This window comes from Nocardia sp. NPDC050718 (assembly GCF_040654235.1).
GTDB lineage: Bacteria > Actinomycetota > Actinomycetes > Mycobacteriales > Mycobacteriaceae > Nocardia.
Window position 1 is genome coordinate 277,660 of sequence record NZ_JBFAHQ010000004.1, and the last position, 23,135, is coordinate 300,794.

Below are 23,135 nucleotides of genomic sequence, written 5' to 3' on the forward strand. Positions count from 1 at the left end.
CATTGGCCGAATTCGTCGACAGTCAGGTCCGATCCGACCCACCCCGGTCTGCGGTCGAGCGGCCACCGGTGCAGTGCCCCACCGCCTTCCGCTACTGGGAGGCGCGCGGTACCGCGCGGGTGCGCCGGATCGAGCGCCTGTTCGCCACGGTGACCCGGCAGCGGTTGTTTCCCAGTGACGAACAAGCCGTGGCGCTGTGCGCGGACCTGTTCACCGGCGACCCGGTGGCCGAGCGCTTCGTCGCCGAGGTGAGCCACGGTGCGATCGGCGCGAAGGCCGGACGCCGCCTGCTGGACCACGCGCTGGCCGAGGGCATCGACGCGGTGCCCGACGCGCCCGAATCCATGCGCGCGCTGTTCGACGAGTTCGAGACCGTACCCGAGTGGGTGGTGCCGGAGCTGGTGGAACAGGGCGCGGCGATCTGGCGGCGCTGGGGCACCATGCTGTTCAGTTTCGCCGGCGCCGAGACACTCGAGATGTACACCGAGGCGGCGGTCGCGACCCCGCTGTCGCTCGCCGGCGGCTACGCCGGGGACAGCGCCCTGCGCCGGTTCCTGGAGACCACCCGCTTCTGGATGGACGTCTCGGCCCCCGACGCATTGCTCACCCCGGGCTCGGCCGGTCGCGCCACCGCGCTGAAGGTGCGCGTCATGCACGTCTCGGTGCGGGCGAAGGTCGCCGGCCACCCCGAATGGGACATCGAACGGTGGGGTCTGCCGATCAGCCAGACCTACCAGATGCTGACGCTGCTCGGCGGCAGTGTGACGCCCGGCCTGGGACTGTGGGTACTGGGTTACCAGACCACGCCGTCGGAAATCCGTGCGCTGCTGCACTTCCAGAAGTACCTGGGGCACCTGCTCGGCGTGCGGTTGCGCTGGTACCCGGAGACCGTCCTGGACGCGCTGCGGGTGCTGGCCATGACGATCGTGTCGCGCTCCTACGATGCGGGACAGCACGGCACGGAACTGATCGAGTCCTACCCGGCGGCCTTCGCGCCCCGCGACGGTCACCGTGGCCTGACCCGGCTGCGCGAGAAGTACAACTACCGCATCAATTCCGTGTACTCCGCGATGTACATGGCGCCCGGCACCCGCCGGCGCTACACGATGCCGCCCGCGTTCCCGTGGATCGTCGTCCCGATCGTCCGGTTCCCGCTGATCACCGCCATGGAGGTCGCCCGCCGGGTCTGCCCGCCGTTCGCGCGGGCGCACGAGAAGCTGATGCTGTGGCATCGCGAGAACTGGTATCGCGCCCAGATGCAGGGCCGGGAAGCGGCCTTCGACGCCAGCGGCGCCCTGCGCCGATGAACCGACCGGAAGCAATCATGACCAGCGACATCGTCGAAGTGTGGAACGGACCGGGACGCCGCGACGGTGTCCTGACAGCGGTCGAGCCACGGCACAACGGACTCCATCCCTCGCCGAGCAGGCTCGCCTTCGAACACTGGTATTTCGACGCCCACCTCGACACCGGCCACGTGGTGATCGGCTTCCTCACCAAGCGCAGGCCCGAGGATCTGCCCACCGCGCGGCCGTGGGTCGAGATGATGGTCTACGCGCCCGACGGCACCCGCCGTCAGGTGTCGCGGCGCTATCCCCGCGCCGACACGTCGTTCTCGGCCGAGGCGTGCGATGTCCGCGTCGGCCACAACACCGCCCGCACCGAAGCCGGAACCGACGGCCTGCCCGTCCATCACCTGTGGATGGCCGAGGACGGCATCGTCTTCGACCTGCGCTTCCACAACGAAGTGCCCAGCTGGATGCCCGGCAAGGGCGAAACCCGTTTCGGCACCAGGGATTCCTTCGGCTGGATGGTGGGCGCGCCCCGGGCCAGGGTGACCGGCGCGATCGAACTCGACGGCGTGCGTCACGAGGTCACCGGGCGCGGATACCACGACCACAACTGGGGCGTCGGCGACATGAAGAAGATCATCGAGCGCTGGCACTGGGGACGGCTCTACGTCGAGGACTACTCCCTGTTGTTCGCCTCCGTCCTGACCCAGCAGCGCCGGGGCGGGCACGAGATCAGCCCGCTGATGCTGGCCCACCACGAGCAGATCGTGCTGTCCACCGGCGAGACCGTCCTCACCGAGGGACCCGCGCGCTTCGACGCCACCGCCGGACGGACCTACCCCGAATGGGTGGAACTGACCGTGCCCGGCAGCCTCGAGCTGCGCCTGGACGTCGTGCGCGTCATCCACGCCCACGACCTGCTCGACGATGTCCCGGTGGCCCGGTCCCGGCTGATCAAACCGCTCGTGCACCGGCTGGTGGGGCACCCGGGCTATTTCCGGTTCGAGTCCACCTTCACGCTGGCCGTGCGCACCGGCGCGGGGACCGAGCACCGCACCGGGACGACCCTGCACGAACTGGTCGCACTGACCTGACCAGCGGTCAGTCCGCGGACTCCGTGCTGGTGATGAACCGGAAGAACTCCCGGCGCTGATCCTCGGTCGGCACCGGGAGATTCTGGTTGCCGTGGACGAAGCCGATCCCGGCGAAACACATCAGGCCCGCCCGCATCTCGGCCTGATCGGCGGCGAAGCCCATCTCGACGAGCGTGTCGGACAGCGCGTGGAAGATCCGCTGATCGAGCGCCTTGACGGCCGCGGCCACCTCGGCGTTGGTGCGCGCCCAGTCCCGCACCGCGAGCTCGATCTGCCACACCCGCTCCGCGGTGAGCAGTTCGCCCATGCGGGCCAGCCGCTCGCGGGGCGGCAGTTCCTCGAGGCCCTGGAAGCCGCGCGCGGCATCGTTCTGATCGGCGCACCAGAACTGGGCCGTGGTCTGCAACAGCTGATCGATACCGTCGAAATGCCAGTAGAAACTGCCCTTGGTCACCCCGAGCTCATCGCACAACTTGGCGATCGTGATGCCGGCGACCCCGTCGCGCAGCAGGACCCGCAGCGCCGCGTTCGTCCAGTCCTCGACCCCGAGCCTGCGTGCCGCGCGTCCGGCCGACGCCGCTTTGCGCTTGGACACCGGCGCGGTGGGTCGCGGGTCCTCGGCCCTGGGGGTCATCGTCGCCTTCCTGTCGCCATCACGGGTCAGCTTATCGCCCCGCGGGCCGGGCAGCGGGTGTCGTCCCTGGCTGCGGCTGCCACCCGCGCGTAGGGTCGCGGGCATGGCCTGCCGGATCACCGAACTCGTCCTCGACTGCGCCGATCCGCAACGGCTGGCGGACTTCTGGTGCGAGATCCTCGGCTACGTCGAACTCGACCGGGACGAGGGCGACATCCAGATCGGCCCGCCTGGAACAGCATTCGGCGGCCCGCAGCCCACCCTGCTGTTCAGCCGCAGCACGGAACCGAAGCGCGAGAAACTGCGCCTGCACCTGGACGTGAATCCCACCGACCGCGATCAGGACGCGGAACTGCGGCGGCTGCTCGCCGCCGGGGCCCGACCGGTCGAGATCGGGCAGACCGGCGCCGAATCGTGGCATGTCCTGGCCGACCCGGAGGGCAACGAATTCTGTCTGCTGCGCCGTCGGATCGAGGACGGGGAGCACTGACCCACGCTCAGGCGGTCCCGGCGACACCCTCCGGCACGGGGGCGAAGATCGCGCCGAAGTAGCGGGTGAGGTCGTGCGCGGACGCCGGGCGGGCCGCGTACCCGAGATAGCCGTCGGGCCGGACGACGTACACCGCGCCGGGTCCGGCGTGGTACTGCCGGGCGAAGTCACCGTCGCGATCATGGATCACCGGCAGCACGGCCGCCGCCACGGCGGCGCCCGGCGCGGCGACGAGATAGGCGTCGAGCCGGTCGTCGGCCAGTTCCCGGAGCAGCTCGACCCGGCTCTCGATCTCGTCGAGCATCGCGGCGTCGCAGGTGCTGTCCACGTAGCAGAGCACGGTGTGGTCCGGGCCGGTGAGCAAGGGGAACAACCGGAACGGCGAGGCCACCGCGTCGCGGGTCAGCCCGGTCGCGTCCGGGGCGCGGCTGCCCGCCGTCGGCGCCGGTGCGCCGACCGGGGAATCGAAGACGATGGGACTGTCGCGGTAGTCGATGAGCAACTGGGCTTCGCGCAGCAGTACGTGCTCCGGGTCGGGGTCGCCCGCGCCGATGCCGTCCCTGGCATGGCGCACGGTGCGGCCGACGACCTCCTCGCCCACCGGCCTGCGCTCGGCGTCGTAGCTGGCCAGCAGCTGCGGCGCGGCCAGGTCCGCGACCGCCAGCGCCAGTTTCCAGGCCAGATTGTGCGAGTCCTGGATGCCGGTGTTCATACCCTGCGCGCCCGTGGGCGGATGGATGTGGGCGGCGTCGCCCGCGACGAAAACCCGTCCGCGCCCATAGGAGTCGACGATGCGGTGACTGATCCGGAACACCGAGGACCAGCGCAGGTGCGACGCGCGCACCGGCTCGGGCGACAACCGGTCCAGTACCGCCTGGATATCGGCCAATTCGGGTGCCGGACCACTGCCGAAGCCGTGCGCGACACCGTCGGCGCCCGCGCCGATCTCGAGTTCCGGGGGCACCCGCATCGAGACGCGGTAGCGGTGGCGGCCGGGCAGCGGGATGCACACCAGGACGTCGTCGGTGACGCCGTCGGTCTGGTGCATCGCCCGGACGCCGTAGCCGCGCGGTTGCGACCAGTCCAGTTCGACATCGCCGAGCATGTACTGCTCCGTGAACGCCGCGCCCTCGAAGGTGAGCCCGAGGGTCTTGCGGACGATGCTGTGCGCGCCGTCGCAGCCGACCAGGTATCGCGTCCGCACCGTGTGCTCACCGTCGGGTCCGGCCAGCACGGCGTCGACGCCGTCGTCGTCCTGGGTGAACCCGGTCAGCGTCACCCCGCGTTCCACGCGCGTGCCCAGCGCGGCCAGCCGCTGCCAGAGAATGCGCTCGGTCTCGTACTGGGGCAGCCCGACGAAGGCGAACGGCACCTCGGGAGGCAGCGCCAGGTCGAGCCGCCCCGACTCGACGCCGTTGACGAAGACGAGCTGGCCGCGAATCAGGATCGCGGCGTCGAGGACGTCGCGGAGAACACCCATCTCCTCGAACAGCTCCAGCGTGCGCGGCTGGATGCCGACCGCTTTGGCGTATCTGGGTGGGTGGGCCTGCGTATCGACGACCCGACAGCGCACTCCGCGCCGGACCAGTTCGACAGCGGCGGCCGTGCCCACCGGCCCGGCACCGACGACCAGCACATCCGTCTCGACCATGCGACATCACCTCGTTGGACTACCCCGCCTCAGTGTGTTCGCTGATCGTACGCCGGGGCGTCCCGCGGCAGCATCCTCGTCCGTCGAGACTTCACGTGTTCCCTGGCGCAGCATCGTTGACACCGGGGAGAGCGCGGCGTTGACTTGGTTCTCACACAGCGAGGAACCGCCATGAGTATGCGCAAGAAGATCGCGAATTCGGTCGAGGCCAACAGGGGCCGGATCAAGAAGGTGTTCGGTCGAGCCACTGGTAATCGAAGCCTCGAGGCCGAAGGTCGGATCGAACAAGCCAAGGGCAACCTGAAGCAGTCCGCCGCGAAAATCAAAGACGCCTTCAGGAACTAGCTCCGGTGGGCCCCGGCCAGCCGCTGGGCGTCTCCCTGGTCAGCCCGGTGTTCGAGAAGAACGCCGGGCTGTGCGGCGGCAACTCACCTGGTACGGCGGATGACCGCGCGGCAGCGCCATTCCAGCAGCCGGACGGCCAGACCGAAGGAGCGGAAGGCCGGGTTGGTGGTTTGGCGGTGGTAGTAGCGGTAGTAGATCTGCTGGCAGATCACCGCCAGGCGGAACAGCCCGAAGACCTCGTAGAAGGCCCATTCGCGATCCGTGAGCCCGATTCCGGTCCGGCGACAGTAGTATTCGACCACCTCGTCGCGGGTGAGCATGCCGCGGGTGTGGGTGGGCTGGCGCCGGAAGAACTTGAAGGCGAGGTTGTCGTCGGCCTGGACCCAGTAGGCCAGGGCGCTGCCGAGGTCCAGCAACGGGTCGCCGATGGTGGCCATCTCCCAGTCGAGCAACCCGATCGGCCGGGTGGGCTCGGCGGGGTCGAGCACGATGTTGTCGAAGCGGAAGTCGTTGTGGATCAGGGCTGTCGCGCGATCGGGTGGCTGGTGGGCGGCCAGCCACGACATGACCGACTCGAACGAACCGACGTTGCGGGTGCGGGCTCGGCGATAGCGGTCCGACCAGCCGGACACCTGCCGGGTGACATAGCCGGGGCCCTTGGACATCCAGTCCAGGCCCGCGGCGGTCGGATCGATGGCGTGCAGGTCGACCAGGACGTCGAGCACATTGGTGCACAGTGCGCGCACCCGCGGCGCCGTCCAGGCGGGTTCGGGCGGGAGCTCCTTGCGCGGGATGAGGCCGTCGAGCCGTTCCATCAGGTAGAACGGCGAGCCGAGCACGCTGTCGTCCTCGCACAGCGCCACCGTCGGCGGCGCGTAGTCGAACACCGGGCCGAGGGCGGTTTGCACGCGGTACTCGCGCGCCATGTCGTGCGCGCCGTCGGCGCGGTGCCCGCCGGGCGGCCTGCGCAGGATCAGCGCCCGCTCGGGGTACTGCACGAGATAGGTGAGATTGGAAGCGCCACCGGAGAATTGACGTACCTGCGGGAGCCCGGTGAGGGTTGCGCCGGTCTCGGTGCGCAGCCACGCCGCAAGGGCGGCGACATCGAAGGCGTCCTCGGCACGCACGGCGCGGGCGTCGGAGCGGGTGGGGGACCGGGTCATGTCAGCCGCCGTAGCAGCGACACCGGCAGCCGCTTCACCACGACCGACAGCGGAACCCACGGCCACGCCGGGACGTAGGCGACGGATTTGCGCGCCTCGATCGCCCGTACCATCGCGGCGACGCCGGGTTCGGTGTCGACCATGAAGGTGGTGCGGCCCTCCTTGCGGTCGGTCATCTCCGATCGGATGTAGCCGGGGCAGATCAGCGAGATATCCACGCCGGGAATGCGTTCGGAGCGCAGGCCTTCGGCGAGGGCGGCGACACCGGCCTTGCTCGCGGCGTAGACCGTCATCGACCGGCGCATGCCGCGCAGCGCGGAGAACGACGAGATGAGGACCAGATGACCGCGACCCTGCGCCCGGAACGCCGCCAGCGCGTGCTCGCTCTGGGAGAGCGCGCCCACGAAATTGGTGAGCGCGGTCCGCCGGTTGGCGGCGTGCCCGCCGGTGCCGAGGGCGGCCCCGTGGCCGAGGCCCGCGTTGACCACGACCCGGTCGAGCACACCGAATTCGGCCCGGAACTTCTCGAACACCGTCTGGACGGCGGCGTCGTCGGTGACATCGAGGGCGGCGGTGCGCACCACGATGCCGGGATGGGCGGCGACGAGTTCGTCGCGCAGGTCGTCGAGGCGGTCCACCCGGCGGGCGCAGAGGCCGAGATCGTAACCGCGCGCGGCGAATTGCCGTGCCATCTCGGCGCCGAGCCCGGCGCTGGCGCCGGTGATGACGATGGTGCCGGTACTCATCGGGAAGTCTCCTTGTTCTCGGCCGCCGTGATGCGACGGCCCATCGTGGTCAGCTGCCGGTCGTAGAGCGGGCGCAGCAGTCGTTTCGTCCAGAAGGCCACGCGGCCGGACCGGTCGGTCAGGACGAGGAAGCGGCGGGCGTCGATGCCTGCCAGCGCGGCGGTGGCGATGGCGTCGGCGTTTGCGGTCGCGCCGTCGATCAGGCGGCGGGCGATCTCGGACATCAGCGGGTCGGCGTCGCTCAGTGACGACGCCAGGTCGGTGCGGAAGAACGACGGGCACACCACCGAGACGGTGATGCCGTGCGGCGCCAGCTCGTAGCGCAGGCTCTCGCTGAGGGCGACGACCGCGGCCTTGGCGGCGGTATAGGGCGCCATCGCCGGGGGATGCACGAGACCGGCCATCGAGGCGATGTTGACCAGGTGACCGCTGCCTTGCGCCTGGAACATCGGGGTGAAGGTCCGGCACCCGGTCGCGGCACCGAGCACATTGACCGACATGACCCGGGCCCACTCCTCGGCGGGCACCCGGTCGATGCGCCCGCCCGCCGCGATGCCCGCGTTGTTGATCAGGATGTCGAGGCCGCCCAGGGTGGAGCGCACGGTGTCGCGGGCGCGGTCCCAGTCCTGCTCGGAGGTGATGTCCAGGCGCAGGTACGAAGCGCCCGCGGGGACCGGGGCGTCGTCGGCGAGGTCGGTGACCACGACCCGGTCACCGCGGGCGGCGAAGAGCCGGGCCAAGGCGGCGCCCAGGCCGGACGCGCCGCCGGTGATCAGCACTCGGGCCACGTCAGCGCCCCTGCCCGTACTTGGCGAGCTCGAGCCGCCCGACCATGTCCAGGTGCACCTCGTCGGGACCGTCGGCCAGGCGGATCGCCCGCGCGGTCGTCCAGGCGGCCGACAGCGGCACATCGTCGGACAACCCGGCGCCACCGTGGATCTGCATGGCGAAGTCGATGACGTGCTGCGCCATCGACGGCACGTGCGCCTTGATCTGGCTGATCTCGCTGAGCGCGCCGAACGCGCCGACGGTGTCGAGCTTCCAGGCCGCGTTGAGGACGAGCAGACGCGCGGCGTCGATCGCGATGCGCGCCTGCGCGATCCGTTCCCGGTTGCCGCCGAGCCGGGCCAGCGGCTTGCCGAACGCGGTGCGGGTCGTCGCCCGCTCGCAGGCCGCGGCGAGCGCGGCCTCGGCCAGGCCGATCAACCGCATACAGTGGTGGACGCGGCCGGGACCCAAACGGCCCTGGGCGATCTCGAAGGCGCGACCGGGGCCGAGCACGATGTTCGCGGCGGGCACGCGCACGTCGGTGAACGACACCTCACCGTGGCCGAACGGCTCGTCGTAGCGGCCCATCGCGGGCAGCATCCGCTCGATCCGCACCCCGGGAGTGTCGACGGGGACCAGCACCATCGTGTGCCTGCGATGCTTCTCGGCCTCTGGGTAGGTCAGGCCCATGAAGATGATGAGCGCGCAGTCGCGATGGCCGATGCCGGTGGTCCACCATTTGCGGCCGTTCACGACGACGTCCTCACCGTCGAGGACGGCGGTGGCCGCCATATTGGTGGCATCGGAGGACGCGACGTCGGGTTCGGTCATCCCGAACGCGGACCGGATGCCGCCGTCGAGCAGCGGTTCGAGCCACCGCTGCCGCTGCGCGGCGTCGCCGTACTGGAGCAGGACCTCCATGTTCCCGGAATCCGGTGCGTTGCAGTTGAAGACGTAGGGCGCCAGGAACGAGCGCCCGGTCTCCTCGGCGATCGGGGCGTAGTCGACATTGGTGAGGCCGGTGCCGCCGTCGGTCCCGAAGCGGGCGGCGTACTCGCCGGCGTGGGCGGCGGGCAGGAACAGATTCCACAGTCCGGCCGCGCGGGCCCTGGTGCGCAGGTCGGCGAGCACGGGCAGCGGATCCCACGGGTCGGCGCCGGTCTCGCGCAGCGCGGCTACCCGGCGGTGATAGTCCGCCTCGATCGGGGCGATCTCCTCGGCGATGAAGCCGCGGACGCGGCCGGCGAGATCGGTGGCGCGGGCACTGGGGGCGAAGTCCATGTCTCTGCTTTCAGGGAAAGGGAACGGGTGGTGATCTCGCCGTCGATCAGGCGGGGAGGTGGGTGATCGCGAGGGCGGTTTCGTCCAGGCTGCCGAGCACGAGCGTGCCGTGCGCCTCGGCGACGCCGGTGACCATCGCGTAGTCAGCGCCGTCGCGCTGCAGGTCGTGGACGATGGTCCCGTCCGGATCGACCGCGATCACCCAGGCGGTGCGGACCGGGCGCGGCTTGAGCCGATCGGGTACCTGCCACAACAGTTGTCGCACGAGGGGCGGGATCGGCAGCAGCAGATCGAGCAGGGGATTGCGGGGGGAGGCCAGGGTGACCCAGATCAGTCCGTCGGAGCCGAGGGCGATGTTGTCGGGGAAGCCGGGCAGGTTGTCGACCAGTACCTCGCGGGTTCCGGCCTTCGGGCCGCGCAGCCAGTAGCGGTTGAGCCGGTAGGCCGCCGTCTCGGCGACGATCAGCGCGTCCTGATCGGGGGTGAAGGCGACGCCGTTGGCGTACTGGAGACCGTCGAGCAGGGTCTCGGTGGTTCCATCGGGGGAGTACCGGAACAGGCGGCCGGTGCCGGAGTGCTCCATGAGATCGCCCATCCACAGGTCCAGCGGCCAGCGGCGGGAGGACGCGGTGAAATAGACGGTGCCGTCGCGAGGGTCCCGCACGACATTGCTGGCCATGTTCACCGGGCCGTCGTCGACGGCAGCCACCAGGACCTCGAGTTCGGTCCCGGTCCAGCGCAGCAGGCCGCGGTGGGCGTCGCAGACGAGCAGGGTCCCGTCGGCGACCGCGCACAGGCCCAGCGGACGCCCGCCGGTGTGCGTGACCGTCTCGACGGTCCCGGTGGCGAGGTCGACGCGCAGGATACGGCCGTCGGCGATGCCGGTGTAGACGAGGCCGTCGGCACCGATCACCACGTCTTCGGGGCCCGCGCCGGGGAGTTCGATCCGCCGGATCGCGGGCATCGGCGGCGCGCTCCGGCGCTGCCCGGCCCTGCGTGTCGCCGTCGGTGGCGACCAGCGCACCGGCGTCATCCGAGGTCCCGACCGAGCACCGACGACCATGCGTGCCTCCCCTGTGATCGAGCGCCGCCCACTGCCGCACTCTGTGCACATGCCATTCTGGGCCCCGGTCAGCGACGTTGAAATAGGCGCGCCACCCGAGTTGACTGTGCATATGCACACCACGCCGCCGATGCCCGCGCTCGAGCTGGGACCACGGCGGCGCAAGGCCGCGGCCCGGGTGGCCGCGCTGATCGCGGAGGTCGATCCCGAACTCAACGAGATGGCCGCCGACCTGACGCGGCTCTACCGCGACAGCATCCCGGTCTACGACCAGGTCGACGCGGGCTCGATCGAGACCAACACCCGGGCCGTGCTGCGCATCGTCGTCGGGCAACTGGGCGAGGACGACGCCGCGCAGGCGGGGTTCGACGAGCTCACCACCCTGGCCAGATCCTGGGCCGACCAGCAGATCCCGCTGGATCTGGTGGCGCACAGCCTGCAGATCGGCGCGCGCCGGATCTTCGAGCTGATCCGGCGCCGGGCCGCCGCGCACGGGGTGCCCGCTGCCGAGATCGACGAGATGCAGGACCTCACCTGGGAATGGGCGACCGCGTCCGCCACCGCGATCCACCGGGTGCTGCGGGAACGGGCGGTGACCGGGGCCGCGCGGCGAGCCGACTTCCTGCGCAGTCTCGTCGACGGGACGGTCGCGCCCGCGATCCTGCGCGCCGAGGCGCGTGAGCACCGGCTCGATCCCGCGCACCGGTACCGGATCGCCTGCGCCGCGTGGAACGGCACGGCCGCGGCCACGGACCTGCTCGCCGCCCTGCGGGCACGCGGTTCGACGACGCGACTGCCCGTCGTCGACACGGTCGTGGATCAGCACCTGGTCGCCCTGCTGCCGCGGACGCCGGACACGCTGCCGGAGGGCAGCCTGGTCGCGGTGGGATCCGCGGTACCGCTCGGTGACGCCGCGACGTCCTACCGGGAGGCGCGTCGCGCGTTCGATCTCGCGATGCGGCACGGCAGGAGCGGCCTGGTCGATCTCGGATCGCTGGGGCCGCTCCCGCTGCTCGGGGAGGCCGAGGACATCGCGCGGCTGCTCGCGGACAAGCACCTGGCGCCGCTGCGCCGCCACGGCGGAGCCGACGAGATCCTCGGTACGGTCGGGACCTACCTCGACTGCGACCAGCGCATCGACGACACGGCGGCCCGGCTGTACCTGCACCGCAATACCGTCCGCAATCGGCTCACCCGCTTCGCCGAGCTCACCGGCCTCGATCTCGGCCGGACCGACGATCTCATCGTCGCGTGGTGGCTGCTGCACCGCGATCCCGGCGCGCACCCGCCGTCGCGCTGACCGGCGAAGCGGCGACGCCCCCGGGCCGGTGCGCGCATGATGGACAGATGGACGAGGCAGCGGAGCAGCGCGCCCGGCGAGCGGCGGCGCAGGCGGAAGTCGGCAAGCACGGTCGGCTGATCCGCGGTCCGCGCGACGGCAAGCTGCTCAGCGCCGGGATGCTGCCGTGGTTCCGGCTGCGGGTTCCCCGTGGCTACGGCATCCTCACGACGACCGGACGCAAGACCGGCCTGCCCGCCCGAAGTGCGTGCGGGTGATGCGGGCCGGTGATCGGGCGTATCTGGTGCAGCTGATGCCGCCCCAGGTCACCCTCGACCGGCCGCAGGCGGTCAACGCGTGGCTGCGCAATGTTCGCGCCGATCCGCGCGTCACCCTGGAACTGCGCGACGGCACCCACCACGGCACGGCCAGGGAGATCACCGATCCGGCGGAGCTCGAGGTCGCCCGCGCGCTGCTGTGCGACATCGTGGTCCCGGTCGATATCGGTGAGTGCGCGATTCATCTGCGCGGCCTGCCTTCGCGCGCGAAGATCCGTGCGCTGCACGAGTACTGGTTCCGCACCGGGCGCGCCGTCGCCATCGACCTGGCGACCTGAGTCACGCGGAACTGTCCCCGCTCCGGGGTCCGGATACGCTGAGGGACACCGACTCCCGAGGCGAAGGTAGCGATGGCCGACACCGCGACTCCGATCATCCGCTGTGGCGACCGGGTGCGTGCCCAGCCCGACGCGCACGACCGGGCGGGCCGCCTGGCCGCGGCACTGCTCGCCGCCGGCGTCGGGCGTGGGGACCGGGTCGCGGTGCTGGCCCGCAACGACATCGAATTCCTCGAGGTGTCGCTGGCCATCGCGTCGGCGGGCGGGAACCCGGTGCCGATCAATACCCGCTGGCGGGCGGGCGAGGTCGCCCATGTGCTCGCCGACTGTGCGCCGCGCGTGATCTTCGCGCACACCGAGTTCGTCGCCACGGTCGAGGACGCCCGCGACCGCGCGGGCAGCACGGCCCGGATCGTCGAGATCGCCATGCCTGCGACGACACTGTCCGAGGCCGGGCTCGACCCCGCGCTGTCGGTGCCGACGGGCAGGCATCCGCTCCTGACGGAGTGGATCGCCGACCATCCCGAGCCGGTCGGCTATCTCGACGGCGCCGTGGCCGATTCGATGGGGCTGATCTACACCTCCGGCACCACCGGCACCCCGAAGGGCGTCCTGCGGGAACGGATGACGCCGCACCAGCTGCTGTCCATCGCGGGCGGCATCGCGCAGCGGATGGGGGTGACCCCCGGCGGCCGGATCCTGGTGGCCGGGCCGATGTATCACACCTCGCCGAACGCGGTGGCCGTGCTCGCGCTGCGGATGGGCACCGACATCACCATCATGCCGCGCTGGGACAGCGAACGATTCCTGCGGCTGGTGCAGCGGCATCGCATCCAGCAGGCCAAGATCGTGCCGACGATGCTGTCCCGGCTGTTGTCACTGCCCGCCGAGGTGCGCGAGCGCTACGACACCAGCAGCCTCACCCACCTGATCCACTCGGCGGCGCCGTGCCCACCCGCGATCAAGCGGGCGGCGATCGACTGGTTCGGCGATGCGGTGATCGAGTACTTCGGCAGCACGGAGACCGGCACCATCACCTGGATCGGCGCCACGGAATGGCTGGCACGGCCGGGCAGCGTGGGTCGCCCCGCCGACGGGTCGGCGGTCGCGATCCTGGACGAGGACGGCGCGGAACTGGCCGCCGGGCAGCCGGGGCGGGTGTTCGTCCGGGGCGCCGACTACTGGCCGCGTTTCGACTATCTGCACCGGGCGGGATCGGTGGTCACCCACGGCGATCTGCTGTGGGTCGGCGACACCGGATATCTCGATGCCGACGGCTACCTGTTCCTGACCGGGCGATCCAGCGAGGTGGTGATCCGGGGCGGGGTGAACATCTACCCGGCCGAGATCGAGAACGCGGCCATGGCACTGCCCGGTGTGGAGGACGCCGCCGCGGTCGGCGTGCCGTCCGGCGACGACCTCGGCGAGGCGCTGGTGCTGTACCTCGTCGCCCGTCCCGGCCACGAAGTCGATCCCGACGAGGTCGCGGCGGCGCTGTCCGGGGAGCTGGCGGCCTACAAGCTGCCCTCGCGGATCAGCGTCGTGGCCGAGCTCCCGCGCGACGATTCCGGCAAGCTCTACAAGCGGGAGCTGCGCGCGGCGCCGTGATCAGCCCGCCTCGGCAGCCCCGGCCCGCGCCAGCGTCCCGATGACGCTCAGATCGGCGGCACCGCGTGCGTTGGCGAGGGAGCTGACCGTCGTGGTGCCGAACACCCCCTTGCGGTCGTAGACCGCGGCCGTGCCGATCACGATGCCGTCCTCGGCCAGCCGATCGAGGCAGAGCAGCCCGGCTTCGTTGCCTTCCGGCAGGCGGGTGAGTGTGAGTGTGGCGTCGGCATTGATGTATTCGAGGCCGTTGCTGCCGAGATTGGCGATCACATTGGTCACGTCGGCCAGTCCGGCGACGAACTGGAACGGCGTCGGTTCCTCGCCGGCGACCACCGCGATGGGCTGGTGCCAGATTCCGGTGCGGCCCACATTGTGGTGGGTGCGCGGGTCCGGTCCCCAGCCCGCGTCCTCGCTGAAATAGACCCGATTCCGGCCGGGTTCGGGGAGCCGATCGGTGGGCGGCGGATCGGCGCTGGTGCCGGGTGACCAGCAGACGCCCTGCGGATCGACCCCGGGCCGCAGGTACAGCGCGCCGGCGCGGGCGACCGGTCGGTCGTCCTGGATCAGCACGGCGTCGAAGAGCGAGAGCCTGCGGCCGTCGCGCACCACGGTGACGCGAATGCGGCAGGGGCGCAGGAAGACCGGGCGGAACAGGTCGAGTGTCCATCGGACCGGCCGCAGATCGGTCCGGCCCTTGGCGGCGACCTCGCGTTCGACCGCGCGGGCCAGTGCCGCGCCGACGGCCATGCCGCGGAGTTGTCCACCCTCCCAGCCGGCGACCGCTTCGGGCTCCGGAATCAGGATCTCGGTCTGGGTGCGGACCTCGGTCGTCACCCGAAAAAATGCTTGGCTCACCGGCGGGCTCCCTTGTGGCATAGGCGATCTCGCTCCACACGCGGCATCGGTGGCGCTCGACTCACAGATGGTCCCCGGGGCGAGTCGGCGGTCTCCTCATCTTTGCTTCCGCTCTTCGCCGTTCGCTACCCCGACCATCGGATGTCACATGAATGTTTCTGTGCTGAAACATCATTCGCCGGACAAGCGGTCCCCGACACCACCGGCAGGGCGGCTGGTGGTGGCGCGCTGCCGGTGGTGGCCGGTGGGGTTCAGGGTTTGCGTGCCACCGCGCCGTACGCCGAGATCGGCAGCACTTCGCCCACCTCGACGGTGTCGTTGCGCCACTGGGTGATCGACACGAACCCGGGGTCGACCAGTTCCAGGCCGTCGAACACCGCGCGGATCTGCGCCTGCGGCCGGGGAATGTAGGGGGTGCCGCCGGTACCGGTGTAGTTCTCGCACAGCGTGACATAGGCCTCGCTGTCGTCGGTGCCGTCCCACATGATCAGGTGGCTGCCCGACGGCACCTCGCCGACCACGGTCCGCACGATCCGGAGCAGGTCCTCGTAGGTCCGGGCATGGCCGAGCACGCCCATGAACATCACCGCGATCGGCTCGTTGAAGTTGAGGACGTTGCGCGCGTCGGCGACGATCTGCTCGGGGTTGTGGAAGTCGGCGTCGATATAGGTGGTGACGCCTTCGGGGGTGGTGCTGCGCAGCAGGGCCCGGGCATGGGTCAGCACCAGCGGGTCGTTGTCGACGTAGACGATGCGTGCGTCGGCGGTGATGCTCTGGGCGACTTCGTGGGTGTTCTGCATGGTCGGCAGGCCGGTGCCGATGTCGAGGAATTGGCGGATGCCGCGCTCGCGGGCGAGGAAGCCGACGGCGCGGATCAGGAACTGGCGCGACTGCACGGCCATGGTGGAGATGTCGGGGTCGACGGCCAGTCCGGCGTCGCCGGCGATCTGGTCGATCTCGTAGTTGTCCTGGCCACCCATCCAGTAGTTCCAGATCCGGGCGGAGTGGGGGATGTCGGTCCGGATCACCGGGGTATCGGTTTCGGTCATGAACCTGGCTCCTCAGCAGAGTTCGACGGCGTCAGTCACCCGGACGAGCAGTGCTGACGGTAGGCAGCTTCTGATCTGTTGTGACAGTACAAGATTCACAACGGCCGGTGGCCCCTACCGTCGGGTAGATCAGCGGCGATCAGCCCTACTCCGCGTCCTGGTCGGTCTGCGGGGCCGGTGCGCTCTTGGCCCGCTTCCGGCGTGACGCCGTCTGCTCGATGCGCGGATCCTCGCTCACCGCATAGTGTTTGACGTATTCGGACAGGAACGCCTGCACCGTCGCGGTGGCCGGGATCGCCAGCAGCGCCCCCACCGCGCCGAGCAACGCGCCGCCTGCCAGGACCGCGAGCAGCGCGATCGCGGCATTGACGTCGACGGTGCGCGCGGTGATCCGGGGCTGCAGCAGGTAGTCCTGGAACCACTGGTACAACACCGCGAACAGGATGACCCAGACGGCGTCGAGGGGATCCACCGTCAGGGCCACGAGCACCGGGAGGATCGCGGCGATGTAGGTGCCGATCGTCGGGATGAACGCGGAGATCACGCCGAACCAGACACCGAGGGCGACGGGGTTGGGGATGCCGAGGATCGCCAGGAAGACCCCGTGCGCGATCGCCGAGACGATGGCCAGCAGGACCCGCGAATAGAGGTAGCCCCCGGTCTTGTCGATCGCGAGATCCCACGCGTGCAGGAAGGTCTGCTGACGCGACGGCGGCAGTAGCGAGCACACGGTGCGCCGCACCCGGGGCCCGCCCGCGGTCAGGTAGATGCTGAACAACGCGATGGTGAGGACCTGGACGAGCCCGCCGAGCACGGTGGTCGACACGCCCCAGACGTTGTCCGCCGCGGTGCGGGCGTAGCCCTCGATCAGATCGGACTCGCGCAGCAGGCGCTGGCTGAGGTCGTGCGTGGTGACGTGCTGGTCGAAGGTTCGGTTGAACCGGTCGATGCCTTCGTCGAGCAGCCGGGGGGATTCGTGGGCGAGATTCGTCGTGGTCTCCACGAGCAGCGTCACCAGCGCCGCGAGGAAGGCCAGTACGCAGGCGAAGGTGCCGAGGAAGACGAGCGCGGTGGCGAGTCCGCGCGGTACGCCGCGGCGGGCCAGCACGCCGACGGCCGGTTCCATCGCCAGCGAGACGAAGAACGCGACCAGCAGCACGATCAGCAGCCCGAGCAGCCGGCGGAACGCCCAGTCGGCGAGCAGGAACAGCCCGAACAGGACCAGGGCCAGCACCATCGCCCGCGGGAGCCACTCGGGCATCCTCGCCCGTGCGATCGGTGGCGCAGTGCTGTCCGGGGAGTCGGTGTCCACGGATCCCAGTGTCGCCCCGGAGGAGCCCACATTTCGGCACCGACGCGGCCTGTCGCGCGTCCGTTCCGGCTGCGCTGCCCGCGATACCGGTGCGCTCGCGGCTGTCGGTGTGGCCTGTTACGTTGCGCGCCATGACAGTAGAGGTCCAGCACGGTGTCGGCCTGACCCGGAGGGTGCTCGACGCGGTGCGGGCCGATCCCGGCCGGTCGATGTTCGAGCCCGCCGCGTGGGTGGGCCACACGCCGTGGGTCGACGGCGCGCCGCGGCCGATGTCCGCCGACGAGCTGGCGTGCGCGGTGTTCCCGTCGGGGCGCCCGCTGTCGCCGAGCCTGCGGGAATGGCTGGCCTTCGACCGGGGCCTGTTCGATCGCCACGGCTGGTTCGCGGACGACGGTGGCTTCGCGCCCCGCACCCTGGACGAATTGGTCGACGACGAGCTGGGCGCACCGTGGGGGGAGATCTACGCGCCGCTGGCCGACCGTTTCCCGGAGTGCTTCCTGCTGCCCGGTGGCTCGGATTCGCGGCGGGTGCTGGCGGTCGGTGAGCCGGATTCGGCGGGGGAGTACCCGGTGCTGGCCCTCGACGTGGACGACATGCCCTATGTCGGCCTGATGTACCCGGGGTTCGACGTCTACGCGGCGGAGGCGGCGGGCTTGGTGCACTGCGTGTTCGAGACCTACACCGCCCTGGCCGCCGACCCGGTGTACGGGCGGCGCATGCGCGAGCACGCGGCTCGCGGTTTCGCGGGCGAGCTGTGCCTGGAGTACCCGTTCTGAGACGCACCGGCGGTCAGTCCCGGGGCGGGTCGGCGAACTCCGGCAACCGGGGAACCGAGGCGATCAGGCGGCGGGTGTAGTCGTGCCGCGGTGCGCGCAGGACGTCGTCGACCGCACCCGACTCGACGACGCGCCCGTCCTTCATCACCAGCACGCGGTCCGCGACGTGCTGGACCACACCGAGATCGTGCGAGATGAGCAGCAGCGCGGTACCGAACTCGGCCTGCAAATCGGCCAGCAGGTCCAGGATCTGGGCCTGCACGGAGACGTCGAGGGCGGAGACCGGTTCGTCGGCGACGAGCAGCGCCGGGCTGGGTGCCAGGGCGCGCGCGATCGCGACCCGCTGCCGTTGCCCGCCGGACAGCGTGCGCGGATGACGCTCGAGCAGGTCGCGGCCCAGGCCGACCGCGTCGAGGAGCTCGCGCACCCGGCGGGCGCGCGCCGCCCCGCGCACGGCGACGGTGTCCAGGCTCTCGCCGATGACGCGCTCGACGGTGTAGCGCGGATCGAAGGAGCTGAGCGGATCCTGCGCGATGAGTTGCGCGGCGCCGCGCAACGGGCGGAGCTCGCGCTCGGAGTAGTCGCTCCACGGTTTCCCGTCGACCTCGACGCGCCCGGACGACGGCGCGACCAACCGCAGCGCGAGCCGGGCGGTCGTGGTCTTCCCGGAGCCGGATTCGCCGACGATGCCGAGGGTTTCGCCCGCGAAAAGGTCGAAGTCGACACCGTCGACCACCGTGCGTGCGCCGTAGGCCTTGCGCAGCGCGCGCACCGACAGCACGACCCGGGTCTCGTCGACCACGCGCGGCGGCAGGGCCGGACGCTCGGGTGCGGCCGGGTGGTCCGGCGCGGGTTCGGCGGGTACCGACAACCGCGACCCGCGCGAGGCCGCCGACGGCACGGCGGCCAGCAGCTTCCTCGTATACGGATGCGCCGGACGGGTCAGGACATCGATCGTGCTGCCCTGCTCGACGACTTCGCCGTCGCGCATGACCAGCACCCGGTCGGCCACCTCGGCGACCACCGCGAGATCATGGCTGATCAGCAGCAGCGCGGTGCCGTCGGCCTTGCGCTGGCGGAGCAGGTCCAGGATCTGCTGCTGCACGGTCACATCGAGTGCCGTGGTCGGTTCGTCGGCGATGATCAGGCGCGGGTCGCCCGCGATCGCCGTGGCGATCAGCACCCGCTGCCGCAGGCCGCCGGACAGTTCGTGTGGGTACTGGCGCAGGCGCAGTTCGGGTTCGGGCACGCCGACCTCGGTGAGCAGCCGCACGCTGCGCTCGGCGAGTGCCCGCCCGCGCAGCTCGGTCAGTGCGCGTTGCGCTTCGGCCAGCTGACCGCCGATCGAGCACAGCGGGTCCAGCGAGACGAGGGCGTCCTGCAGCACGAAACCGATGTCGCTGCCGCGGATCGTGCGCCACTGCCGGTCTCGGTGTTGCCGCGCGTCTTGTCCGAAGAGCGCGAGCCGGTCCGCCCGGACCGTCGCGCCCGGCCCGGCCAGGCCGACCAGCGCGCGGGCCGTCACCGACTTGCCCGAGCCGGATTCGCCCACCAGGGCGACGGCCTCGCCCGGTGCGATCCGCAGATCGATGCCGTGCACCACCTCGCCCTGCCCCGGAAATCCGATGCGCAGGTTCGCGATGTCGATCAGGCTCATGCCCGCGGCCTTCCGTCGTAGTGCCGTTGCCAATGCCGTCCCAGCGAACTCACCGCGATCACCGTCGCGGTGACGGCCACGCCCGGGAGCACGGCGATCCACCAGGCATTGCGCAGATAGTTGCGGCCCTCGGCGAGCATGGCGCCCCATTCCGGTTCCGGCGGTTGCGGACCCATGCCGAGGAAACTCAGGCCCGCCGCGCCGAGAATCGCGGTGCCGAGGCCGATGGTCGCCAGGATCGGCACCTGCGCCACCGCGTGCGGCAGCACATGACGCCACACCAGCGTGGCCCGGGTGAGCCCGAAGGTGCGGGCCTGTTCGACATATCCGGACTCCTGCACGACCAGTGTCTGTGCGCGCACGACCCGGGCGAACCGGGGGATCGAGGCGATGCCGAGGGCGACGATGAGATTCGTGGTGCCCGGCCCGGTGAACGAGATCAGCACCAGGGCGAGCAGCAGATCGGGGAACGCGGAGACCACGTCGAGGAAGCGGGTGATCAGCTCGTCGAGCGGTCCCCGCGCCAGCCCGGACAGCAGGCCGAGCAGCGTGCCCGCCACGACCGCGATCGCCACGGCGGTGACGCCGATGAGCAGTGAGTAGCGCGCGCCGTGGACCACCCGGGTGAAGACGTCGCGACCCAGATGATCGGTGCCGAACCAGTGCGAGCCGCTGGGCGCCAGCTGCGCCGACAGCGGATCGGCGGCGAGCGGGTCGGCGCCGGCCAGGAGGGTGGGCGCCAGCACCGCGACGGCGACGAGTCCCACCGTCACCGCCGCGACGGCGACCCCGGGTGCGGGCCTGAAACGTCGTGCGCGCGGGAGTGCGATCGTGGTCATCGCGCACCGCCCCGTCGCAGCCGCGGGTCGAGCACCAGATACAGCAGATCGACCAGCGTGCTGATCACCACGTAGACGAAGGCCGACAGGATGGCCACGGCGAGCACCACCGGAAGGTCCTGGGCGAGTACGGCGTCCACCGTCACCCGGCCCAGCCCCGGCCTGCCGAAGACCTCCTCGATGATCACCGCCCCGCCCAGCAGTCCGCCGACCAGCCAGCCGGTCAGGGTCACCGCGGGCAGGGCGGCGTGGCGCAGGCCGTGCCGCAGCCGTAGCTCGGTCTCGCTGACCGACCAGGAGCGCACCGTCACCGCGAACGGTTCGTCCAGGGCCCGCTCGAGCCCGTCGCGCAGCACCTGGGAGATGACCGCCCCGAGCGACAGCCCGAGCGCGAGCGCGGGCAGGACCAGCGCCGCCAGCCCCTTGTTCGCCGCCACCGGAAAGATCTTCAGCTGGAAGCTGAACACCGACAGCAGCACGATGCCGAGCCAGAACGACGGTGTCGAGACCAGCGCCAGCTCTACGGCGTTCGCCACCGCGGCGGCGCGCCGCCGCCGGGCCGTGGTGGTCGCGACGACGACGGCGAACACCAGCGCGACGAGCAGTGCCGCCCCGGTGAGAGCCAGCGTCGGCCCGGCCTGCGAGCCGATCACCTCCGACACCGGCCGCTGCAGCACATAGGAGCGCCCGAAATCGCCGTGCGCCACATTCCACAGATAGCGCGCGTACTGGACCACGGTGGGGCTGTCGAGACCCCATTCGGCGCGGATGGCGGCCTCCACCTCCGGGGTGCGCGGCTGCTCGCCGATCAGGACGTCGACCGTGTCGCCCGGCGCGAGCCGCACGCCGAGGAAGGACAGGGTGGCCGCGCCCCACAGCACGCCGAGGCCCGAAAGCACCCGCAGCGCGACCCGTCCCGCCACCCCGGCGCGAGCGCCGGGAGCGGAGTCGGCCGCGGGTGCCACCGGGGTGGGCGCGGTGACGTCGAGCGTCACCGGCACCACCTCGTGGCGGAGGGTGCGGGCGCCGGGTCAGCCACGATCGACCCAGATGTCGTAGGCACTCTCGGGCAGCTGCTTGTACGGACGGAAGCCCGCGCCGTGCACGTGGGCCGCGGCCGCGATCTGGTTCTCGGGGATGTACAGCGGCAGCCCGTAGGCCTTGTCGACGAGCGCGAAGCGCTGCAGCTGGGCGTACTGTTTCGCGCGCTCGGCGGTGTCGATCGTGGCCGCGGCGGCCCGCAGCCAGCCGGACAGCTCGGGATCGCCCGCGCGGCTGTAGTTCAGCGTGCCCTTGGCGGTGGGCGGGTACCAGTGGTTCTCGATGTCGATGCCGCCGGTCAGGGTGTCGGAGTTGGCGATCGAGCCGAAGGTGTTGTTCTTGCGCAGCTCCGCGTAGGTGCCCAGGTCGACATAGGACAGTTTCAGGTCGATGCCCGCGTTCTGCTTGGCCTGGGCCTGCACGGCCTGCAGCAGCACCTCACGCTGGTCGCGGACCGTGGACTGGGCCTGCACCAGTTCGATGGTCAGGCGCTGACCGTCCTTGGTCCGGAACCCGTCGGCGTCCTTGGCCGTCCAGCCCGCCTCGTCGAGCAGGCGGTTGGCGGCGTTCTTGTCGGCACCGTAGGCACGCTCGATGCTCTTGTCGTAGAACAGCGTGTCGACGGTGGAGGCGATGCCCCAGCCGCGTGTGCGCTGGCCGCGATAGATCGATTGCAGCACCGCGTCGACGTCGACGGCGTTGTTGAGCGCCTTGCGCACCTTCTCGTCGGTGGCCGCGCCGAAGGTGGCGTTCCAGTACAGCGTGTACGGGCTGCCGTTGTTGAGCGCGGTGCGATAGGTGAAGTCGGGATTGTCCCGGAACAGCGACGCGTCGTTGCCCGAGACGCCTTCGATGAGATCGACCTGGCCGGAGGTGAGCGCGCCGGTGCGGACCGAGGATTCGGGCAGGAAGCGGTAGGTGAGCTCGTCGAGATAGGCCGGGCCCTGGTGCGCGGCGTTCTGCGGGGCCCAGTTGTAGTCGGGGTTCTTCCGGAAGTGCAGTTCCTGGCCCTTGACGTAGCGGTCCAGGATGAACGGACCGGTGCCCGCGATCTCGGGCCCACCGGCCTTGAGCTGTGGCTTGTCGAACGCGGCGGGGGAGATGATGTCGAAGCCGGAGGCGAAGTCCAGGAACGGCGCGTACGGATTCTTCAGGGTGAAGACCACCGTGCGGTCGTCGCGGGCGGTCACGCCGGCGAGGTTCGACAGCGGGCCGGAGGAGAACCCGCCGGAGTAGGCGACATCCTGCATGGTGGTGAAGTTGCGGGCCACCCCGGCCGCGGTGAGCGGGGTGCCGTCGGTGAACTTCACGCCATCGCGCAGGGTGAAGGAGTAGGTGAGTCCGTCGGCAGACACCTCGTGGCCGGTGGCCAGCCACGGCACGAAGCCACCGTCGGCGGTGCGCGCGAGCAGCGTTTCGTAGGTGTTGCGCAGCAGCATCTTGGTGTTGCTCTGGCCGTTGAGGTGCGGGTTGAGCGTGGTCGGCTCGGTTTCCACCCCCCAGGTCAACGAGCCGCCGCTCGTCGGTTGGGCCGATTCGCGTGCGGCGGTGTCGGTTCCGCTGCACGCGGAGACCA

The 23,135-nt window shown here is 70.7% G+C and carries 23 protein-coding genes; 9 read left to right on the plus strand and 14 right to left on the minus strand.

All coding sequences use genetic code 11. The features are described from left to right. Window positions 1-68: 68 nt before the first annotated feature. Both AB0H54_RS20295 and AB0H54_RS20300 read left to right on the plus strand, forming a co-directional pair. Complete coding sequence (locus AB0H54_RS20295; protein ID WP_357347546.1) at window positions 69-1,307, plus strand: oxygenase MpaB family protein; 1,239 nt, start codon at window positions 69-71, stop codon at window positions 1,305-1,307. Between the two features lie 17 nt (window positions 1,308-1,324). Next, complete coding sequence (locus AB0H54_RS20300) at window positions 1,325-2,386, plus strand: lipocalin-like domain-containing protein (protein ID WP_357346860.1); 1,062 nt, start codon at window positions 1,325-1,327, stop codon at window positions 2,384-2,386. A gap of 7 nt (window positions 2,387-2,393) precedes the next feature. Here AB0H54_RS20300 and AB0H54_RS20305 read toward each other — a convergent pair whose 3' ends face one another. Continuing rightward, complete coding sequence (locus tag AB0H54_RS20305) at window positions 2,394-3,020, minus strand: TetR/AcrR family transcriptional regulator (protein WP_357346861.1); 627 nt, start codon at window positions 3,018-3,020, stop codon at window positions 2,394-2,396. 103 nt (window positions 3,021-3,123) lie between these two features. Between AB0H54_RS20305 and AB0H54_RS20310 the strand changes: the two genes are divergently transcribed. Continuing rightward, window positions 3,124-3,510 (plus strand): VOC family protein, encoded by a 387-nt coding sequence (locus tag AB0H54_RS20310; protein WP_357346862.1) that lies wholly within the window; start codon window positions 3,124-3,126, stop codon window positions 3,508-3,510. Between the two features lie 7 nt (window positions 3,511-3,517). Here AB0H54_RS20310 and AB0H54_RS20315 read toward each other — a convergent pair whose 3' ends face one another. Continuing rightward, window positions 3,518-5,161, minus strand: coding sequence for an FAD-dependent monooxygenase (locus AB0H54_RS20315; RefSeq protein ID WP_357346863.1), 1,644 nt, complete (start codon window positions 5,159-5,161; stop codon window positions 3,518-3,520). 177 nt (window positions 5,162-5,338) lie between these two features. Here AB0H54_RS20315 and AB0H54_RS20320 point away from each other — a divergent pair, with 177 nt between their 5' ends. Then, window positions 5,339-5,506 carry a CsbD family protein gene (locus AB0H54_RS20320; RefSeq protein ID WP_357347548.1) on the plus strand — a complete coding sequence of 56 codons (168 nt, stop codon included), beginning with the start codon at window positions 5,339-5,341 and terminating at the stop codon, window positions 5,504-5,506. An 83-nt stretch (window positions 5,507-5,589) separates the two neighbouring features. Here AB0H54_RS20320 and AB0H54_RS20325 read toward each other — a convergent pair whose 3' ends face one another. From AB0H54_RS20325 to AB0H54_RS20345, 5 genes are read right to left on the minus strand one after another with little or no spacing between them, the layout of a single operon-like run. Beyond that, window positions 5,590-6,669: a phosphotransferase family protein gene (locus tag AB0H54_RS20325; protein ID WP_357346864.1), complete on the minus strand. Its 1,080-nt coding sequence runs from the start codon at window positions 6,667-6,669 to the stop codon at window positions 5,590-5,592. Further along, window positions 6,666-7,415 (minus strand): SDR family oxidoreductase, encoded by a 750-nt coding sequence (locus AB0H54_RS20330; RefSeq protein ID WP_355272374.1) that lies wholly within the window; start codon window positions 7,413-7,415, stop codon window positions 6,666-6,668. The genes AB0H54_RS20325 and AB0H54_RS20330 overlap by 4 nt, the downstream gene beginning before the upstream one ends. Continuing rightward, window positions 7,412-8,203: an SDR family NAD(P)-dependent oxidoreductase gene (locus AB0H54_RS20335; protein WP_357346865.1), complete on the minus strand. Its 792-nt coding sequence runs from the start codon at window positions 8,201-8,203 to the stop codon at window positions 7,412-7,414. Before AB0H54_RS20335 ends, AB0H54_RS20330 begins: the two co-directional genes overlap by 4 nt. 1 nt (window position 8,204) lies before the next feature. Then, the gene (locus tag AB0H54_RS20340) at window positions 8,205-9,464 is read right to left on the minus strand and encodes an acyl-CoA dehydrogenase family protein (RefSeq protein ID WP_357346866.1); all 1,260 of its coding nucleotides are present in this window, start codon (window positions 9,462-9,464) and stop codon (window positions 8,205-8,207) included. Window positions 9,465-9,510: 46 nt separating this feature from the next. Beyond that, entirely contained in the window at window positions 9,511-10,428 is a 918-nt protein-coding gene (locus AB0H54_RS20345; RefSeq protein WP_357346867.1) for an SMP-30/gluconolactonase/LRE family protein, read from the minus strand. Window positions 10,429-10,639: 211 nt separating this feature from the next. Here AB0H54_RS20345 and AB0H54_RS20350 point away from each other — a divergent pair, with 211 nt between their 5' ends. The 4 genes from AB0H54_RS20350 to AB0H54_RS20365 all read left to right on the plus strand — a co-directional run bounded on the left by AB0H54_RS20350 (window position 10,640) and on the right by AB0H54_RS20365 (window position 14,030). After that, window positions 10,640-11,827 (plus strand): helix-turn-helix domain-containing protein, encoded by a 1,188-nt coding sequence (locus AB0H54_RS20350; protein ID WP_357346868.1) that lies wholly within the window; start codon window positions 10,640-10,642, stop codon window positions 11,825-11,827. 47 nt (window positions 11,828-11,874) lie between these two features. Beyond that, on the plus strand, window positions 11,875-12,084 hold the full coding sequence (locus AB0H54_RS20355) for a hypothetical protein (protein ID WP_357346869.1): 210 nt from the start codon (window positions 11,875-11,877) through the stop codon (window positions 12,082-12,084). Continuing rightward, entirely contained in the window at window positions 12,084-12,422 is a 339-nt protein-coding gene (locus tag AB0H54_RS20360; RefSeq protein ID WP_357346870.1) for a nitroreductase/quinone reductase family protein, read from the plus strand. The genes AB0H54_RS20355 and AB0H54_RS20360 overlap by 1 nt, the downstream gene beginning before the upstream one ends. Before the next feature lie 72 nt (window positions 12,423-12,494). After that, the gene (locus tag AB0H54_RS20365) at window positions 12,495-14,030 is read left to right on the plus strand and encodes an AMP-binding protein (RefSeq protein WP_357346871.1); all 1,536 of its coding nucleotides are present in this window, start codon (window positions 12,495-12,497) and stop codon (window positions 14,028-14,030) included. On the opposite strand, the gene AB0H54_RS20370 is transcribed toward AB0H54_RS20365, so the two are convergent. The 3 genes from AB0H54_RS20370 to AB0H54_RS20380 form a co-directional block, all read right to left on the minus strand. Continuing rightward, window positions 14,031-14,885: an acyl-CoA thioesterase domain-containing protein gene (locus AB0H54_RS20370; protein ID WP_357346872.1), complete on the minus strand. Its 855-nt coding sequence runs from the start codon at window positions 14,883-14,885 to the stop codon at window positions 14,031-14,033. Window positions 14,886-15,136: 251 nt separating this feature from the next. Continuing rightward, a complete protein-coding gene (locus AB0H54_RS20375) occupies window positions 15,137-15,934 on the minus strand; it encodes an SAM-dependent methyltransferase (RefSeq protein WP_357346873.1) in 798 nt (265 codons plus the stop codon). 145 nt (window positions 15,935-16,079) lie between these two features. Continuing rightward, window positions 16,080-17,195 (minus strand): AI-2E family transporter, encoded by a 1,116-nt coding sequence (locus AB0H54_RS20380; protein WP_357346874.1) that lies wholly within the window; start codon window positions 17,193-17,195, stop codon window positions 16,080-16,082. Between the two features lie 182 nt (window positions 17,196-17,377). Between AB0H54_RS20380 and AB0H54_RS20385 the strand changes: the two genes are divergently transcribed. Further along, window positions 17,378-18,022 (plus strand): hypothetical protein, encoded by a 645-nt coding sequence (locus AB0H54_RS20385; RefSeq protein WP_357346875.1) that lies wholly within the window; start codon window positions 17,378-17,380, stop codon window positions 18,020-18,022. Between the two features lie 13 nt (window positions 18,023-18,035). Here AB0H54_RS20385 and AB0H54_RS20390 read toward each other — a convergent pair whose 3' ends face one another. From AB0H54_RS20390 to AB0H54_RS20405, 4 genes are read right to left on the minus strand one after another with little or no spacing between them, the layout of a single operon-like run. Beyond that, window positions 18,036-19,679 carry an ABC transporter ATP-binding protein gene (locus AB0H54_RS20390; protein WP_357346876.1) on the minus strand — a complete coding sequence of 548 codons (1,644 nt, stop codon included), beginning with the start codon at window positions 19,677-19,679 and terminating at the stop codon, window positions 18,036-18,038. After that, window positions 19,676-20,518 carry an ABC transporter permease gene (locus AB0H54_RS20395; protein WP_357346877.1) on the minus strand — a complete coding sequence of 281 codons (843 nt, stop codon included), beginning with the start codon at window positions 20,516-20,518 and terminating at the stop codon, window positions 19,676-19,678. Before AB0H54_RS20395 ends, AB0H54_RS20390 begins: the two co-directional genes overlap by 4 nt. Next, window positions 20,515-21,513: an ABC transporter permease gene (locus tag AB0H54_RS20400; protein ID WP_357346878.1), complete on the minus strand. Its 999-nt coding sequence runs from the start codon at window positions 21,511-21,513 to the stop codon at window positions 20,515-20,517. Before AB0H54_RS20400 ends, AB0H54_RS20395 begins: the two co-directional genes overlap by 4 nt. A 36-nt stretch (window positions 21,514-21,549) precedes the next feature. Continuing rightward, window positions 21,550-23,067: an ABC transporter substrate-binding protein gene (locus tag AB0H54_RS20405; RefSeq protein WP_357346879.1), complete on the minus strand. Its 1,518-nt coding sequence runs from the start codon at window positions 23,065-23,067 to the stop codon at window positions 21,550-21,552. Window positions 23,068-23,135: the final 68 nt, after the last annotated feature.

What these genes read in the sequence shown, in the direction of transcription:
- AB0H54_RS20300 (WP_357346860.1), top strand. Translation starts at nt 1,325, where the DNA reads ATGACCAGCGACATCGTCGAAGTGTGGAACGGACCGGGACGCCGCGAC.
- AB0H54_RS20305 (WP_357346861.1), bottom strand. Translation starts at nt 3,020, where the DNA reads ATGACCCCCAGGGCCGAGGACCCGCGACCCACCGCGCCGGTGTCCAAG.
- AB0H54_RS20310 (WP_357346862.1), top strand. Translation starts at nt 3,124, where the DNA reads ATGGCCTGCCGGATCACCGAACTCGTCCTCGACTGCGCCGATCCGCAA.
- AB0H54_RS20315 (WP_357346863.1), bottom strand. Translation starts at nt 5,161, where the DNA reads ATGGTCGAGACGGATGTGCTGGTCGTCGGTGCCGGGCCGGTGGGCACG.
- AB0H54_RS20320 (WP_357347548.1), top strand. Translation starts at nt 5,339, where the DNA reads ATGCGCAAGAAGATCGCGAATTCGGTCGAGGCCAACAGGGGCCGGATC.
- AB0H54_RS20325 (WP_357346864.1), bottom strand. Translation starts at nt 6,669, where the DNA reads ATGACCCGGTCCCCCACCCGCTCCGACGCCCGCGCCGTGCGTGCCGAG.
- AB0H54_RS20330 (WP_355272374.1), bottom strand. Translation starts at nt 7,415, where the DNA reads ATGAGTACCGGCACCATCGTCATCACCGGCGCCAGCGCCGGGCTCGGC.
- AB0H54_RS20340 (WP_357346866.1), bottom strand. Translation starts at nt 9,464, where the DNA reads ATGGACTTCGCCCCCAGTGCCCGCGCCACCGATCTCGCCGGCCGCGTC.
- AB0H54_RS20345 (WP_357346867.1), bottom strand. Translation starts at nt 10,428, where the DNA reads ATGCCCGCGATCCGGCGGATCGAACTCCCCGGCGCGGGCCCCGAAGAC.
- AB0H54_RS20350 (WP_357346868.1), top strand. Translation starts at nt 10,640, where the DNA reads ATGCACACCACGCCGCCGATGCCCGCGCTCGAGCTGGGACCACGGCGG.
- AB0H54_RS20355 (WP_357346869.1), top strand. Translation starts at nt 11,875, where the DNA reads ATGGACGAGGCAGCGGAGCAGCGCGCCCGGCGAGCGGCGGCGCAGGCG.
- AB0H54_RS20360 (WP_357346870.1), top strand. Translation starts at nt 12,084, where the DNA reads ATGCGGGCCGGTGATCGGGCGTATCTGGTGCAGCTGATGCCGCCCCAG.
- AB0H54_RS20365 (WP_357346871.1), top strand. Translation starts at nt 12,495, where the DNA reads ATGGCCGACACCGCGACTCCGATCATCCGCTGTGGCGACCGGGTGCGT.
- AB0H54_RS20375 (WP_357346873.1), bottom strand. Translation starts at nt 15,934, where the DNA reads ATGACCGAAACCGATACCCCGGTGATCCGGACCGACATCCCCCACTCC.
- AB0H54_RS20380 (WP_357346874.1), bottom strand. Translation starts at nt 17,195, where the DNA reads ATGCCCGAGTGGCTCCCGCGGGCGATGGTGCTGGCCCTGGTCCTGTTC.
- AB0H54_RS20385 (WP_357346875.1), top strand. Translation starts at nt 17,378, where the DNA reads ATGACAGTAGAGGTCCAGCACGGTGTCGGCCTGACCCGGAGGGTGCTC.
- AB0H54_RS20390 (WP_357346876.1), bottom strand. Translation starts at nt 19,679, where the DNA reads ATGAGCCTGATCGACATCGCGAACCTGCGCATCGGATTTCCGGGGCAG.
- AB0H54_RS20395 (WP_357346877.1), bottom strand. Translation starts at nt 20,518, where the DNA reads ATGACCACGATCGCACTCCCGCGCGCACGACGTTTCAGGCCCGCACCC.